Source organism: Pseudaquabacterium terrae, from assembly GCF_013266755.1.
Classification (GTDB): Bacteria; Pseudomonadota; Gammaproteobacteria; order Burkholderiales; family Burkholderiaceae_C; genus Pseudaquabacterium; species Pseudaquabacterium terrae.
The window spans coordinates 742,688-758,201 of the sequence record NZ_JABRWJ010000003.1 but is presented as its reverse complement, the minus strand read 5'-3'; the positions used below and the strand labels follow the sequence as shown (position 1 = coordinate 758,201).

Annotated in this window: 12 protein-coding genes; 11 read left to right on the top strand and 1 reads right to left on the bottom strand. The window is 64.0% G+C overall.

Annotated features, from left to right (window positions below; genetic code table 11):
• The first annotated feature begins 120 nt into the window (after positions 1 to 120).
• From gabT to HLB44_RS38180, 11 genes are all read left to right on the top strand, one after another.
• Positions 121 to 1,389, top strand: a complete 1,269-nt coding sequence (gene gabT / locus HLB44_RS12530; RefSeq protein ID WP_173122972.1) for a 4-aminobutyrate--2-oxoglutarate transaminase — start codon at positions 121 to 123, stop codon at positions 1,387 to 1,389.
• Between the two features lie 13 nt (positions 1,390 to 1,402).
• Positions 1,403 to 2,866: an NAD-dependent succinate-semialdehyde dehydrogenase gene (locus HLB44_RS12525; RefSeq protein ID WP_173122896.1), complete on the top strand. Its 1,464-nt coding sequence runs from the start codon at positions 1,403 to 1,405 to the stop codon at positions 2,864 to 2,866.
• Between the two features lie 11 nt (positions 2,867 to 2,877).
• Entirely contained in the window at positions 2,878 to 3,813 is a 936-nt protein-coding gene (locus HLB44_RS12520; RefSeq protein WP_173122971.1) for a carbon-nitrogen hydrolase family protein, read from the top strand.
• A 27-nt stretch (positions 3,814 to 3,840) separates the two neighbouring features.
• The gene (locus HLB44_RS12515) at positions 3,841 to 6,693 is read left to right on the top strand and encodes an aminotransferase class I/II-fold pyridoxal phosphate-dependent enzyme (protein ID WP_173122895.1); all 2,853 of its coding nucleotides are present in this window, start codon (positions 3,841 to 3,843) and stop codon (positions 6,691 to 6,693) included.
• Positions 6,694 to 6,702: 9 nt separating this feature from the next.
• Positions 6,703 to 8,157: a biotin carboxylase gene (locus HLB44_RS12510; RefSeq protein WP_173122894.1), complete on the top strand. Its 1,455-nt coding sequence runs from the start codon at positions 6,703 to 6,705 to the stop codon at positions 8,155 to 8,157.
• A gap of 6 nt (positions 8,158 to 8,163) precedes the next feature.
• Positions 8,164 to 9,243 carry a C45 family autoproteolytic acyltransferase/hydrolase gene (locus tag HLB44_RS12505; RefSeq protein ID WP_173122893.1) on the top strand — a complete coding sequence of 360 codons (1,080 nt, stop codon included), beginning with the start codon at positions 8,164 to 8,166 and terminating at the stop codon, positions 9,241 to 9,243.
• A 138-nt stretch (positions 9,244 to 9,381) separates the two neighbouring features.
• Positions 9,382 to 10,284: a transporter substrate-binding domain-containing protein gene (locus tag HLB44_RS12500; protein WP_173122892.1), complete on the top strand. Its 903-nt coding sequence runs from the start codon at positions 9,382 to 9,384 to the stop codon at positions 10,282 to 10,284.
• Positions 10,285 to 10,376: 92 nt separating this feature from the next.
• A complete protein-coding gene (locus HLB44_RS12495) occupies positions 10,377 to 11,087 on the top strand; it encodes an amino acid ABC transporter permease (protein WP_173122891.1) in 711 nt (236 codons plus the stop codon).
• On the top strand, positions 11,084 to 11,752 hold the full coding sequence (locus HLB44_RS12490) for an amino acid ABC transporter permease (protein ID WP_173122890.1): 669 nt from the start codon (positions 11,084 to 11,086) through the stop codon (positions 11,750 to 11,752). Before HLB44_RS12495 ends, HLB44_RS12490 begins: the two co-directional genes overlap by 4 nt.
• A gap of 10 nt (positions 11,753 to 11,762) precedes the next feature.
• Entirely contained in the window at positions 11,763 to 12,497 is a 735-nt protein-coding gene (locus HLB44_RS12485; protein WP_173122889.1) for an amino acid ABC transporter ATP-binding protein, read from the top strand.
• 34 nt (positions 12,498 to 12,531) lie between these two features.
• Complete coding sequence (locus HLB44_RS38180) at positions 12,532 to 13,365, top strand: NlpC/P60 family protein (RefSeq protein WP_173122888.1); 834 nt, start codon at positions 12,532 to 12,534, stop codon at positions 13,363 to 13,365.
• Positions 13,366 to 13,631: 266 nt separating this feature from the next.
• Here the strand turns inward: HLB44_RS38180 and HLB44_RS12475 are convergent, their stop codons facing one another.
• Complete coding sequence (locus HLB44_RS12475; RefSeq protein WP_173122887.1) at positions 13,632 to 15,467, bottom strand: YopJ family acetyltransferase; 1,836 nt, start codon at positions 15,465 to 15,467, stop codon at positions 13,632 to 13,634.
• Positions 15,468 to 15,514 lie beyond the last annotated feature (47 nt).

Genomic DNA, 15,514 nt, shown 5'->3' with positions numbered 1-15,514 from the left:
TGCTGCCGCGTCCTCCTCCTGAGAGCACAGCGGCGCCGCACCGGCTTGGACGAGCAGCGCCTGCGCTGGCACGTTCCGTGCGATTCAACGCCGTGTCTTCTTGACGTCTTCCGATTCACCATGTCAATCAATCAACAGCTTCAAGCCCGCAAGGAAGCCGCCACGCCCCGGGGCGTTGCCGTCTTTGCATCGTTCTTCGCCGCGCGCGCTCGCAACGCCGAACTGTGGGACGTCGAAGGGCGTCGCTACATCGATTTCGCGGGCGGCATCGGCGTGCTGAATACCGGGCACCGGCATCCTCGCGTGATGCAGGCGGTGCAGGCGCAACTCGAGCGCTTCACGCACACCGCCTACCAGGTCGTGCCCACCGAGGGCTATGTCGCCCTCGCCGAGCGTCTCAACGAGGTGACGCCGGGCATGTTCCACAAGAAGACGGCGCTCTTCACGACGGGCGCAGAAGCGGTGGAGAACGCGATCAAGATCGCGCGGGCGCACACCGGGCGTCCGGGCGTCATCGCGCTGAGCGGTGGTTTCCACGGTCGCACCTACCTCGGCATGGCCTTGACGGGCAAGGTGAACCCGTACAAGAAGGGGTTCGGTCCGTTCCCCGGGTCCATCTATCACGTGCCGGCGCCGATGGCGCTGCACGGCGTCACCGTCGAGGACACGCTGTTCGCGATCGACACGCTGTTCAAGAGCGACATCGATCCGCGCCAGGTGGCCGCCATCATCGTTGAGCCTGTGCAAGGCGAGGGCGGTTTCCACGTGATGCCGGAGACGCTGATGCTGAAGCTGCGCGAGATCTGCGATGCGCACAGCATCGTGCTGATCGCGGACGAAGTGCAGAGCGGCTTTGCGCGCACGGGCCTGATGTTCGCGATGCACCATCACCCGGTTCAGCCCGACCTGATCACGATGGCGAAGAGCCTGGCCGGCGGCCTGCCGCTGTCGGCGGTGACGGGCCGTGCCGAGATCATGGATGCGGCGGAGCCCGGCGGCCTGGGAGGCACGTACGCCGGCAACCCGCTGGCCGTGGCGGCGGCGCACGCCGTGCTCGACGTCATCGACGAAGAGAACTTGTGCGAGCGCGCGGAGCAGCTGGGCTCGCGCCTGCGCAGCGCCTTGGAAACGGTGGCGGTGGAGTATCCGGTGATCGCCGAAGTGCGCGGACTGGGCTCGATGCTCGCCATCGAATTTCTCGACCCCGAAACGCGACGCCCGCTGCCCGAGGTCGCCAAGCGCGTGCAAGCCAGGGCCTTGCTCGACGGCTTGCTGCTGCTGACTTGCGGCAGCCACGGCAACGTCATTCGATTCCTCTATCCGCTCACGATCGAGAACGCCATCTTCGACGAGGCCTTGTCGGCGCTTTGCCGGGCCTTGGTGGACTGAGGGAGGAGGAACGATGCGACACACATTGAAGCGACCCGACCTGCTGCGCTGGCAGGCGTTCGTCGGTGGCCATTGGAAGGACGCGCGAAGCGGCGCCATTGCTGGTGTCACCGATCCAGCGAGCGGAGAAATGGTTGCTCAGGTTCCGCTGCTGAGCGCGGCCGAGGCTGACGAGGCCATCGCGGCCGCGGACACGGCGTTCCGGACTTGGCGCCACACCAGCGCCAAGGAGCGATCGACGATCCTGAGACGACTGGCCGCCCTGATGCACGAGCACAAGGACGACCTCGCGGTCATCATGACCACGGAGCAAGGCAAGCCCTTGGCGGAAGCGGCGGGAGAAATCGTCTATGCCGCCTCTTTCATCGAGTGGTTCGCCGAGGAGGCGCGTCGAATGTACGGCGAGGTCGTTCCCTCGCCCCAGGCGGCCAATCGGATCGTCGTGGTCAAGGAGCCCGTGGGCGTGTGCGCGGCCATCACGCCGTGGAATTTTCCGACGGCCATGCTGGCCCGCAAGGTCGGCCCGGCATTGGCCGCCGGCTGCACGATGGTCGTGAAGCCCGCTCTCCAGACCCCGCTGTCGGCGCTGGCCTTCGCGGCGCTCGCCGAGGAAGCCGGCGTGCCGCCCGGCGTGTTATCGGTGCTGACGGGCCGGGCCGCCGAGATCGGCGGCGCCATGACGCGCAGCACCGTCGTGCGCAAGCTCAGCTTCACCGGGTCGACCGAAGTCGGCCGGATGCTCATGCGCGATTGTGCCGACACGATCAAGAAGCTGTCGCTCGAGCTCGGGGGCAACGCGCCGTTCATCGTCTTCGAAGACGCGGACCTGGATGCTGCCGTCGAGGGCGCACTCGCCTCGAAGTTCCGCAATGCCGGGCAAACCTGCGTATGCACCAACCGCCTCTACGTGCAGCGCCGTGTCTACGATGATTTCGCGGCGCGGTTCGTCGAACGCGTGAAGGGTTTGAAGGTGGGCAATGGCATGGACGCCGGGACCACCCAGGGTCCCCTGATCGACGAGGCGGCCGTCCGCAAGGTGGAAGAGCACGTCGAGGACGCTGTCGGCAAGGGGGGGCAGGTGCTTACCGGCGGCAAGCGGCACGCGCTCGGCGGCCGGTTCTTCGAGCCCACCGTGTTGGCCAATGCGGGCGCCTCGATGAAGGTCGCGCGCGAGGAGACCTTTGGGCCGCTCGCGCCGCTGTTCGCCTTCGACACCGAAGCGGAAGCCATTGCGATGGCGAACGATACCGAGTTCGGACTGGCGGCGTACTTCTACACCCGCGACATCGGCCGCGCATGGCGGGTCGGCGAAGCGCTCGAGTACGGCATGGTCGGCATCAATACCGGGCTGATCTCGACCACGGAAGCGCCGTTCGGCGGCATCAAGCAATCCGGACTGGGCCGTGAAGGCGGAAGCACGGGCCTGGACGAATACACCGAGCTGAAGTACCTGTGCATGTCGGGCGTGGGCCGGTGAGCAGCGTGAAGATGATCAAGCCAAAGAAAGAGAAGGCAGTGCCGTCAGGAACGAATCCATTCGCCGTCGCCGGAATCCAGATGTATGTGTCCGATCAGCAGGACAACATCGCAGCGATGGAGCGCTACGCAACCCACGTCAAACAGCGATTCCCTTGGGTCGACATGCTGTTGTTCTCGGAGCTCGCCTGCTTCGGTTCTCACCCGGAGAAGGCCGTGCCGCTGCCGGGGGAGGTCGAAGCACGCCTGTGCGACATCGCGCGCAGGCATGGCCTGTGGTTGATCCCCGGTTCGTTGTTCGAACAGCGCAACGGCCAGATCTACAACACGTCTCCGGTCATCGATCCATCGGGCCACGTCGTGACCCGGTTCCGCAAGCTGTTCCCTTTTCGGCCGTATGAGCGCGGCATTGCGGCCGGTACCGAGCACGTCGTGTTCGACGTGCCGGGGGCGGGCAGGTTCGGTATCTCGATCTGCTACGACATGTGGTTCCCGGAGACGACGCGGCAACTCGCCGCCATGGGAGCCGAGGTGATCCTGCACCCGACGATGACCGACACCATCGACAGGGACGTCGAATTGGCGATCGCGCAAGCCTCGGCGGTCACCAACCAGTGCTACTTCTTCGACATCAATGGCATCGGCTCCGGCGGAAACGGCAAGTCGATCGTCGTCGACCCCTCGGGATATGTGCTGCACCTCTCGGACGGCACGCCTCAGATCATTCCGGTGGAGATCGACTTCGAGAAGGTCCGCAGGGAGCGCGAGCGTGGCCTGCGCGGGCTGGGCCAGCCGCTCAAGAGCTTTCGGGACCGCGAGGTCGACTTCCCGGTCTACCGGGGCGGCCCGGAGGCTGATGGCTACCTGCGCACGCTTGGTCCGCTCGTGAAGCCGCGCGCGGCATCGACCGATGGCGCGCACGCGTGCGGCCCCGGCGGCGTTGTCTGACCTGCATTGACCTGAGGGACTCCAAGAATGGCTCGCAAGCTTCGCACCAAGCCCTACACGTCGCTCAACCGTTACCACAGCGTCTGGGAGATGCGTGCCGACGGCTGGATCAACCTGACCGATGATCTCGGGCGCCTTGTCGACCTGGGCTCGGGAACGCCCGAATTCCGCGAGCGCCAGGCGCGCGTCAAAGAGACGTTAGAGATGCTCCTGCCGATCGAGAGCTATTGGGCTTTCCCCGGCAAGCGGCTCTTCGGCGAGCTCTGCGGCTGGTTCGCGGCCGGCGAGCTGGCGCGCTTGCATTCTGCCGCCAGGCGCATCAATCGCCTCCTTGCGAGCAACGCCTACCGCCACCAGGAACCGGCGATGGACACGGACGGCGAGATTCCGTCCGAGATCGACACCGAAGAGGAGCGGCTGGCCCAGATACAGCGCCCCTACTTCGAGGTGCTGATCGTCGACGAGATGAGCACCGACGAGGAGGAGGCGTTGCGGCGGCGGGTGCACAAGAAACGGCGGCCCGACGACGCGTTCATCTTCGACATCGTCGTCGTACCCAGCTTCGAGGACGCGCTGATCGCGGTGCTCTTCAACATCAACCTGCAGGCCTGCGTCATCCGGCACGGCTTTCCATTCAAGTCCGAGTACCAGCTCGACCTGCTCGGCAAGTTCCTCGACGGCGTCGACGAACACATCGAGTGCCTGCCGGAGTCCGAGCGCGGTCCGTTGCTGGGCGCGAAGATCTCCGAGGTGCGGCCGGAGCTCGATCTCTACCTGGTCACCGACATCAAGGCCGAGGAGATCGCCATCCGCGTCGGCGATATCTTCAAGCGCGTGTTCTTCCGCGAGGAGGACCACACCGAGCTGTACATGGCCATCATGCGGGGCGTGGGAGAACGGTTCCGCACGCCATTCTTCACCGCATTGGTCGAGTACTCGAAGCAGCCGACCGGCGTGTTCCACGCGCTGCCGATCGCGCGCGCCAAGTCGGTCGTCAATTCGAGCTGGATCCAGGATCTGGGCCAGTTCTACGGCATGAACCTGTTCATGGCCGAGACCTCCGCCACCTCCGGCGGACTGGACTCGCTGCTGGATCCGGTGGGGCCGATCAAGCTGGCGCAGGAATACGCGGCCCGGGCGTTCGGCGCGCGGCGGACCTTCTTCGCGACGAACGGCACCTCGACTGCCAACAAGATCGTCGTGCAGGCCATGGTGCAGCCCCATGACATCGTGCTGGTGGATCGCAACTGCCACAAGTCCCATCACTACGGCATGGTGCTGGCCGGGGCGCAGGTGGCGTACCTGGATTCGTACCCGCTGAACGACTACTCGATGTACGGCGCAGTGCCGATCGCGGAGATCAAGCGCACCTTGCTGCGCTACCGGCGCGCGGGCCTGCTGGATCGAGTGAAGATGGTGCTGCTGACCAACTGCACGTTCGACGGCGTCGTCTACGACGTCGAACGGGTGATGGAAGAGTGCCTCGCGATCAAGCCGAACCTGATCTTCCTGTGGGACGAAGCCTGGTTCGCGTTTGCCCGCTTCCACCCCACCTACCGCCGGCGCACGGGCATGTCGGCCGCGGCACGATTGCACGCGAAGTACCAGAGCGCGTCGTATGCCGACCGTTACCAGGCCTTCTCGCGGGAGTTCGCCGCCGAGGACTGGAACGACGAGGAAAAGCTGGTCGCGACGCGCTTGCTGCCCGACCCCGCGAAGGTTCGCATCCGCGTGTACGCCACCCAGTCCACGCACAAGACGCTGACGTCACTGCGCCAGGGGTCGATGATCCACGTGTGGGACCAGGACTTCAAGGACAAGGCCGAAGAGGCTTTCCATGAAGCCTACATGACGCACACGTCCACCTCGCCGAACTACCAGATCCTGGCGACGCTGGATGCCGGCCGCCGGCAGGCCGAGCTCGAGGGCTATGAGCTGGTGCAACGGCAGCTCGATCTGGCCATGATGCTGCGCGAGCAGGTGCTCAAGCATCCGCTGCTGAGCAAGTACTTCCGTTTCCTGAACGTCGGCGCGGTCGTGCCGGCGGAGTTTCGCGACTCCGGCATCGACACCTACTACGACGCGCAAACCGGCTGGACCAACATGGAGGCCGCCTGGCGCGTCGATGAATTCGCGCTCGATCCAACGCGGCTGACCCTGTCCATCGGTGCTTCCGGCATCGACGGCGATACCTTCAAGAACGCGTACTTGATGGACAAGTACGGCATCCAGATCAACAAGACCTCACGCAACACGGTCTTGTTCATGACCAACATCGGTACGACCCGCTCCTCGCTGGCCTACCTGATCGAGGTGCTGGTGAAGATCGCCACGGAGATCGAAGCCGGCGTCAACGACATGAGCGCCATCGAGCGCCGGCTGCACCAGAAAAGGATCCACGGGCTGACCAAGGCGCTGCCGCCACTGCCGGATTTTTCGAGCTTCCACTTCGCCTTCCGCCATGCCATGCATCCCAGCCTGGCCGATACGCCGGAGGGCGACATCCGCAGCGCGTTCTTCCTCTCGTACGACGAAGCCAACTGCGAGTACTTGACCATGCGCGAGGTCAACGAAGCGATCGCCACCGGTATCGAAGTCGTTTCGGCCCTCTTCGTCATTCCGTATCCGCCCGGCTTCCCGGTACTCGTGCCCGGCCAGGTCATCAGTGCCGAGATCCTCGCGTTCATGCAAGCGCTGGATGTGCGGGAGATCCACGGCTACCGCCCCGAACTGGGCTTTCGCGTGTTCACGCCCCAGGCGCTCGAGCGGATGGCGTCGGAGAACGCGGGCAAGGCGGCGGCGGCCGTTGCTGCTCGCGCCGCGGCACCCCAGGAGCCCGCGCGAGCTCACGAAACCGAACAGGCCACCCTGAACAAGTAAGGAGGAGACATGCAATCGATTCGCAACGTGTCGGACTTGCGGCTGTACTTTCATCGCAACGAACGACCGATCTACTTCATCAGCGCGACCAATTTCAATCTGCTGGGCATCGACCAGTGGGTCAACCGCTTCCAGTACGTCGCGCACATCGATTGTTTCGACGGCCGCCACCCGAACGTCTTCGTGCCGAGAAAGCTGCCTCACGAAGAATTCACGTCGATCGAAGACATCAACAACTACCTGCTGCAGCACAAGGACGTGGTCGACTTCATCGAGCGTCGCGGCGGCAAACCGGTCGCGACCTTCCTGATGTTCGACGAGCGCACGGAAGAACTGGCACGCGACATCGGGCTGGAGGTGTGGTTTCCTCCGGCAGCGCTGCGCTCGCGCTGCGACAACAAGATGGAGACCGTTCGGATCGGCAACAAGGCCGGGGTGGCCTCGGTGCCGAACGCGCTTGCCAAGGTCACCGGATGGCAGGACCTGCTGGCCACGGCGGACCGCCATCGCCTGGGCCACGACCTGGTCATCCAGTCGGCGTTCGGCGACTCCGGCCACACGACCTTCTTCATCGCCAGCGAGGCGGACTTCGAGCGACACCGCGACGAAATCGTCGGCGAGGCCGAGCTCAAGATCATGAAGCGGATCAACTGCCGGGGGGCCACGCTCGAAGCCTGCGCCACCAGCAGCGGGACGCTCGTCGGGCCGCTGCTGACCGAGATCGTCGGCGCGAAGGATCTCACGCCGTACAAGGGGGGCTGGTGCGGCAACGAGATCTTCCCCGGTGCGTTCAGCGAAGAGGTCCGGGCCAAGGCCCGCTCGATGGCATTCAGATTCGGCAACCAGCTGCTCGAGGAAGGCTATCGCGGCTACTTCGACCTGGACTTCCTGATCGACACCGACAACGGCGAGGTGTACCTGGGCGAGCTGAATCCGCGCATCTGTGGCGCGAGCCCGATGACCAATCACGCCGCGTTCGCCTACGCCGACGTGCCGCTCTTCCTGTTCCACCTGCTCGAATTCTCGGGCGTGCCGTTCAGGCTGAACGTCAACGAGCTGAACGAACGCTGGGCGGACCACGTCTTCATCGACTCCTGGTCGCAGATCGTCCTGAAGCACACCGACGAAAGCATCGACGTCGTCTCGAACGCGCCATCGAGCGGCGTTTACCGCATGGACAACGAGGGGCATGTGAAGTATCACCGCTTCGACGCGAATCGCCGCGCCATCGATTCCGAGTCGGAAGCGTTCTACCTGCGGATCACGGGCCAGGGCGACTATCGCTACCCGGGTGCCGACCTCGGCATCCTGATCACCCGGGGCCGCTCGATGGACAAGGATTTCCGGCTGAACGTGCGGGCGCGAGACTGGATTCGGGGCATCAAGGGCTCCTACCAAGGGGGGCCGATGCCGCGCACGGCGGAGCCCTGTGCTCCGGCGCCCGGCGCGTTCAAGATCCTGTGAGGCGAGATGCGTTGGTCGATTGAAGCCATCGAGGAGAACGCTCCCGGTCCCAAGTGGCAGCAGCACTTCCGAACCCACTGGCCGGCTTACCAGAGCTGGTTCCTCCGCGGCGGGATGGGCGCCCGGCGAAGCTACACCGAATGCCGGCGCGCACTGCGCAAGCACATGCCGCTGTGGGAGCCGGTGTGGGAGCGTCTGGTCGACCTTGCGGGGGGCGGCGACATTGAGGCCCGCTTCATGTCGCTGTGGTGCCCGCCGCCGTACATTGCCGGCTGCTCGCAGGCTGTGTGGACCGGGCACGGAGATCCGGTGCTGGTTCGCAACTACGACTATGCGCCGGCGTTGTTGGAGGGTGCATGGCTGGCGACACGGTGGGGCGGCCAGCGCGTCATCGCGGTCAGCGACTGCCTGTGCGGCGCGCTGGACGGCATCAATGAGTCCGGGCTCGCCGCGTCACTGTCGTTCGGTGGCCGCAAGGCGCGCGGCGAAGGATTCGGCATTCCGCTGGTCGTTCGCTACGTGCTGGAGTACGCCACCACGACGCGCGAAGCGGTGCGGCTGCTCAGCTCGATTCCCGTGCACATGACCTACACCGTGACGCTGCTCGACCGCTTCTCGAACCACAGCACGGTGTTCGTCGCTCCGGATCGGCCGGCCGAGGTCGTGCCGCTCGCCGGGGTCACCAACCACCAGCATGCGGTGGAGTGGGCCGAGCACGCCGCCGCCACGAATACGGTCCAGCGCGGCGCGGCGCTGAACCGAGCCGTGCTCGCTTCGGGATCGAAACGCGAGATGGTCGACGTGATGCTCGCCGAGCCCTTGTTCCAGACGTCCTATGAACGTGGCTACGGCACGCTGTACACGGCCGTCTACCAGCCCGCTCAACTCTCCGCGGAGCTCGTGTGGCGAACGGGCACCTGGCGGCAGTCGATCGATGCCTTCGACGAAGGGCGTCGGGAAATTCGCGAGACCGGTTCGAGCGGGATCTCTGAGAATTCGAGGGCGTGTGAGCAAATCCCGCCTGCGGTCGATGCGCGCAGTGTGGATTGCCGCCCTGTCAAACAAGGGCCAGCCGAACGCACGTAGGCCGTCCCCGGGGGGGCGCGGGACATCGACGAGATTCATCGACGCGACGTCTCGAATTGGCATGACTCATGCAACGGGTCCGATAGCGCAGGACCAGGCTCCGTGCGCCATCGATCATCGTTACAGCAAGGAGACCTCATGCGACATACCACTCTCGCCTTCGCCCTCGCCCTTACCAGTGTCTTCACGGCCAAGCTCGCCCAAGCCGACACCCTCAAGAAGATCAAGGAAACTGGCGCCATCACGCTGGGTGCGCGCGAATCGTCGGGCGCCCTGTCCTACACCTTGGGAGACGGCAAATACGTCGGCTTCCATACCGAAATGGCGCAGCGAATCACCGCCGACGTCCAGCAGCAGCTCGGGTTGCCGAAGCTCGACGTCAAGTTCCAGCCCGTGACGTCGGCCAACCGCATTCCGCTCGTCGTCAACGGCACGGTCGACCTCGAATGCGGGTCGACCACGAACAACGCGGCGCGACAGAAGGACGTGGCCTTCGCCGTGACGACCTACGTCGAGGAGGTGCGCATCGCCACCAAGGCGAACTCCGGCATCAATTCGATCAAGGACCTGTCCGGCAAGAACGTCGCCACCACCACCGGCACGACCTCCGTGCAGACGCTGCGCAAGCATGAGCGGACGACGGGCGTGGATTTCAAGGAAGTCTTCGGCAAGGATCACGTCGACAGCTTCCTGCTGCTGGAAACCGGCCGTGCCGACGCCTTCGTGATGGACGGCGCCATCCTGGCCGGCAACATCGCCAAATCGAAGAATCCCTCCGACTACAAGATCGTCGGCGAGGTTCTGTCGGTCGAACCGATCGCGTGCATGCTGCGCAAGGATGATCCGAATTTCAAGCAGGCCGTGGACGAGAGCATCAAGCGCATGATCAAGTCCAACGAGCTGGCCAAGCTGTATGACAAGTGGTTCATGCAACCGATTCCGCCGGCAAACACCCGGGTCGGCCTGCCCCTGTCCGATGCGACGAAGGCCGCTTGGTCCAACCCGAACGACAAGCCGATGGAGGAACTCGTCAGGAAGTGATCGACCGGCAGGACCCGGCGCTGATGGGCGCCAACGACCGAATGTCCCGTGCTTAGGCACGTGAGACATGGCGGCGAATAGAAGGAGACAAGATGGCTTATACATGGGATTGGCAGGTATTCCTGCAGGACACCGGCGACGGGCGCAGCTACCTCCTCTGGCTGATGTCGGCCTGGGGATGGACGCTGTCCGTCGCGGTGTTGGCGCTGTTGGTGGCCCTCGTGGTGGGCTCGCTGATGGGCATATTTCGTACGACACCGCTGAAGCCGCTCGTGTGGCTCGGCAACGCCTGGACCGAGGCCTTCCGGAACGTTCCGCTGCTGGTTCAGCTTTTCCTCTGGTATCACGTGTTGCCGGCGATCTTCAGGGACCTGCAGTCGATACCGAGCTTCCTGCTCGTGGTGGTCGCCCTGGGTCTGTTCACATCCGCGCGCGTGGCTGAACAGGTCCGCGCAGGCATCCAGACGCTTCCCAAGGGCCAGCGCTATGCGGGCCTGGCCATGGGGTTGACGCTGCCGCAGACGTACCGCTACGTTCTGTTGCCGATGGCGTATCGCATCGTCATACCCCCGCTCACTTCCGAGTCCATGAACATCGTCAAGAACTCGTCGGTGGCGTTTGCCGTAAGCATCGCCGAGCTGACGATGTTCGCGATCCAGGCCCAGGAGGAAACGTCCCGCGGCATCGAGATCTATCTCGTGGTCACGGCGCTGTACTTCGTGTCGGCTTTCGTGATCAACCGGATCGCGCTGTACGTCGAAGAGCGGGTGAAGGTGCCCGGCATGATCGGAGGCGGAACATGATCACTCTGGACTTCGGGTTTCTCGATTGGGGCGTCATATCGGCGTTCGTCGCCAAGGGTGCGATCTACTCGGTGCAACTCACCTTGGTGGCCATGATCGGCGGCATCACCCTGGGAACGCTGCTGGCGCTGATGCGCCTGTCGGGCAGGAGCGCACTGGTGGTGCCGGCGGCGGCCTATGTCAACACCATGCGTTCGATCCCGCTCGTGATGGTGATCCTGTGGTTCTTCCTGCTGATACCGCTGGTCATCGGCCGTCCCATGGGCGCGGAGATCTCGGCCGTCATCACGTTCACGCTCTTCGAGGCGGCCTACTACTCGGAGATCATGCGGGCGGGCATCCAGTCGGTTCCTCGCGGCCAGGTGCATGCGGGCTACGCGGTGGGAATGACCTACCCGCAATGCATGTCGCTGGTCGTGCTGCCGCAGGCCTTCCGCAACATGCTGCCCGTCCTGCTCACGCAAACGATCATCCTGTTCCAGGACACCTCGCTGGTCTACGCGATCGGTGCCTACGACATGCTCAAGGGTTTCGAGGTGATGGGCAAGAACTTCAACCGCCCGGTGGAGACCTACCTGGTCGCCACTGTCGTGTACTTCGTCATCTGCTTTGGCCTGTCGACCCTGGTGCGCCGCTTGCAGAAGAAGATCCAGATCATTCGATAGGAGTCTCTCCATGATCGACATCCGAAACGTCTCCAAGTGGTACGGCCCCTTCCAGGTGCTGACCGATTGCTCCGCCACCGTGAAGAAGGGAGAGGTCGTCGTCGTGTGCGGGCCCTCGGGCTCCGGCAAGTCGACGCTCATCAAGACCGTCAACGCGCTCGAACCCTTCCAGAAGGGTGACATCGTCGTCGACGGCACCTCGATCGCCGACAGCAAGACGAACCTGCCGAAGCTGCGCAGCCGCGTCGGCATGGTGTTCCAACACTTCGAGCTCTTTCCCCACCTGACCGTCCGGGAGAACCTGACCCTGGCCCAGGTCAAAGTACTCGCGCGAGGCAAGGAGGAAGCTCAGGTCCGGGGCCTCAAGATGCTCGACCGCGTGGGCTTGATGGCCCACAAGGACAAATACCCGGGGCAGCTTTCCGGCGGGCAGCAACAGCGCGTGGCGATCGCGCGAGCGCTGAGCATGGACCCGATCGTGATGCTCTTCGATGAACCCACCTCGGCCCTCGATCCGGAGATGGTCGGCGAAGTGCTCGACGTGATGGTGAAGCTGGCCGGCGAGGGCATGACGATGATGTGCGTGACGCACGAGATGGGCTTCGCCCGCAAGGTCAGCCATCGCATCATCTTCATGGACGAGGGCAAGATCGTCGAGGACTGCAGTCGCGACGACTTCTTCGGGCGGCCGGAAGCGCGTGTTCCACGCGCCAAGGAGTTCCTGTCGAAGATTCTTCAGCACTGACTGCTGTGCCTGTGGGCCGGGGCGGGAAGCGGCAGTGACCAAGAGAACGATCGGGCCGCCATCTCAGGCATTGGCCACGCTCGTGTCCGTTTGCGGCCATGCTGCCCTGCTCGAGGAGCCCGATGACCGCGCCACGGTGGAGACGCAGTTGCTCTTCGGGGAGCGCGTGCTTGTCATCAAGGAGTGGGGGGATTGGCTCGAGGTCGGCAAGGTGTTCGGCGCCTACTGTCATCGGGGCTTCGTGCGGCGGTCAGCACTCGCCGATTCCGCCCACGAGGCGACTCACCGCGTCTGGGAGACGTGGACCCCCATTCGATCCATTCCTCGACTCAAGGCGGTCGCGGTCGATCGCATCTCACTGGGATCCGAGCTGCGCGTTGTCGGCGAGGCAGAGGATCACTACCAGATCTGGCCACTTGGCTGGGTGTTCAAGAAGCACGTCCGACCGATTGGCGTGGTCGCGACTGACTTCGTCCAGACGATGCGGCGTTTCGTGGGGACACCGTTCGTTTGGGGCGGCAGGTCTTCGTTCGGTCTTGATTGCTCGGGCATGATTCAGCTGGGCCTGCAGCTCGCGGGGGTGTCGGCGCCGCGCGCCATGGCGGACATGAGCGACACGCTGGGTCGGCGCGTCGAAGAAGAAGGGGGGCCGCTGCCCGGAGACTTCATCTTCTACTCCGGACACTGCGGAATGTTCGTCGATGAATCCCACGTCATCAACAGCAATGGAAAGGCGGGTCGGGTTCAGATTGAGCCGTTCGATGAGTTGCACCACCGCATGGTCAACGTCCGCCAGTACATGTACATAGGACATCGGCGACTGGTGGCCGAGCCGAGGCCGGTCCATGGACTGGACCGCCGCCTTTGAGAACCTCATCGCAGGTCACTTCGTGATCACCGGCGGAACTGGGCTGTACTTCGGGCCACAGGCGGCGGCAAGCGGTGGGGCCACGAGGGGTCGCAGGTCGTCACAGCACATGGCGTGTTCGAGGCCGAGGGGGAGATGACGTATTGAACTGACTCAACCCCATCGGCGGCGGCGGTCGTTGCCGCCGCCTGCGGGTGCTTCTGCGGGAAGTTCAATGTCCGGCCGTTCAGGCTCGCATTCCACCAAGTCGCGTTCGGCGAGGTGCATCAGAAGTCAAGGTCCAACAGGTCGTCGTCGTCAAGATCGGTCGATGCTGTCGTCTCCGTCTCCGATTCGCTCTCGCCTGACTCCGCTACGTCTTCTCGATCGTGCCGACCGTAGTGGTCGGACTGGGCCATATCCGTGATGCTGGTATCGGGTTGAATTGCTTGGCCACTCCGCTCTGCATTGTGTCGGAGCCAGGTGCGGACATCCCGAGCCGTGTGCGAGAGCTCGTCGAACCGCCGCACTTGAACCCGGAACGCTTCCTGCTTCGCGTCATTGGGCTCCGCGTGAAGCTTCAGGCCCACCCTTTGGTCGGTCATGGAGCCATCATCCAGGGTGACCGGCGTAATCCTGAAACAGGCCTCGCGCCAGCCGCTGGCGCCGCCGTCATCGGCTTTCTGCAAGGCCTTGAGATCATCGATGGCGCGCCTTACCCAGCGGTTGGCGAAGGTGGCGAGGGAGTTGCTGAACTCCTTCCCGCCCTTCTCCGTTGTTGCCGTGGTGAGGTTCCCCGGACGTTCGTACCGCTGTCGGAGAGTTTGTCCCTTCTTGTTGACAATCTCATTTGCGAGCGAAGGCGATGCCTCCAGAAGCTGATCGACCTTGCCCTTGCGGTCCTTGTCCTGGATGAGCTTGAAGTGCGACGCCGTCAAGCCCGTCATGCGTTGGGGAGAACGCTGCAGGTACAGATCTGGGTCCGAGGGGTGTTTCCATGATGCATCGGGGAGGGCCCCCTTTCGGATCTCGTCCAGCGTCTGGACGGTCCGGTTCATGGCTTTGAACGATTTGGCCAGCAGTGCGAGCGACATCACAATGCAGCCGGCGCCGACCTCTTGAATGTTGGTGCCAGTCGCCAGCGTATTTCCGTGCGCGTGGGCGGACAGCTTGGTGCGCTGGTGGTCATAGGCGATGGCATCCTCGTATTTTCCATTGACAGAATCGACCACCCACGTCGCCATGGCTCGGTCTCCGTCTTGCTTGCCGCCTCCGTTGGCGATGACAGCGCTCCCATGCCTCTGCGATCGGGTCACCACCGCAAAGACCGGCTCTGAAGCATCGCTTCTAGCTCTAGCAGTCAAGTGCGCTGCCAACTCCGTCCCGAAGTCGAAGACCATAGCGTCCATTCCGGGCATCCGCTTGTTCATGCTGTACGCGAGAGCAACGCCCAGGTCGCCCAGCTTGGGCTGCCTGGTATCCACGGCTTCCAGCTGCCGCATCGTGGACCGAAGATTGTCGCGATAGAGGGCCTGTTCTCTTGGCGTCATGGGTTGCAGGTTGGCCACTGCATGTCGCATCGGATCGGCCGTGTCCAGTCCTTCGGTCAGCGGTCTTCCGAGTTGCTCGAGAACCGCAGCACCTACCCGACGCACGTGGCGGGCAGGCAGTTCGGGTGCGGTACGCTGGCCGCACAGAAAGGACTCGAGACATCCCAAACCCGCGGCGAGATGTTCTCGCACTTGCGCGAGCGTTTCCTTTCCTGATGCCGCGGCGTGAGAGGCTTCCTTGTAAAGTCGGTGAAGCACCTGGTACTGGACCGATGAGTTGTCCACGTTGGGCAGCTGATTCAGGAGTGATGTCCAAACGGGTGCCTGGTGCGCTATGACGGCGATTCTTTGGGTGTCCGTCTTGCTGCCACTTCCGAGCGACAGGTATGCGTCAAGCCATCGTGCTGCATTGCCCAGCGCCGTCGAATCGGTGATCGTGGGGAGCGCGGCGGATAGCACCAATGCCACGGGCTGGAGCGATCGTGCGGCACCTTCGTGCTTGAAGTCCGGCGTGGACCGCTCGGTCGGCATGAGCTTCCATGCTGCGTCCACCACATCCAGGTTCACCTGCATGCCGGGAATCCATTTGGTCGTCGCCAGGGCGGGTGGCGCAGTGCGCG

Coding starts and splice junctions, on each gene's coding strand:
- HLB44_RS12490 (WP_173122890.1), top strand. CDS start 11,084: ATGATCACTCTGGACTTCGGGTTTCTCGATTGGGGCGTCATATCGGCG.
- HLB44_RS12510 (WP_173122894.1), top strand. CDS start 6,703: ATGCAATCGATTCGCAACGTGTCGGACTTGCGGCTGTACTTTCATCGC.
- HLB44_RS12515 (WP_173122895.1), top strand. CDS start 3,841: ATGGCTCGCAAGCTTCGCACCAAGCCCTACACGTCGCTCAACCGTTAC.
- HLB44_RS12505 (WP_173122893.1), top strand. CDS start 8,164: ATGCGTTGGTCGATTGAAGCCATCGAGGAGAACGCTCCCGGTCCCAAG.
- HLB44_RS12485 (WP_173122889.1), top strand. CDS start 11,763: ATGATCGACATCCGAAACGTCTCCAAGTGGTACGGCCCCTTCCAGGTG.
- HLB44_RS12500 (WP_173122892.1), top strand. CDS start 9,382: ATGCGACATACCACTCTCGCCTTCGCCCTCGCCCTTACCAGTGTCTTC.
- HLB44_RS12520 (WP_173122971.1), top strand. CDS start 2,878: ATGATCAAGCCAAAGAAAGAGAAGGCAGTGCCGTCAGGAACGAATCCA.
- gabT (WP_173122972.1), top strand. CDS start 121: ATGTCAATCAATCAACAGCTTCAAGCCCGCAAGGAAGCCGCCACGCCC.
- HLB44_RS12495 (WP_173122891.1), top strand. CDS start 10,377: ATGGCTTATACATGGGATTGGCAGGTATTCCTGCAGGACACCGGCGAC.
- HLB44_RS12475 (WP_173122887.1), bottom strand. CDS start 15,467: ATGCAGGTGAACCTGGATGTGGTGGACGCAGCATGGAAGCTCATGCCG.
- HLB44_RS12525 (WP_173122896.1), top strand. CDS start 1,403: ATGCGACACACATTGAAGCGACCCGACCTGCTGCGCTGGCAGGCGTTC.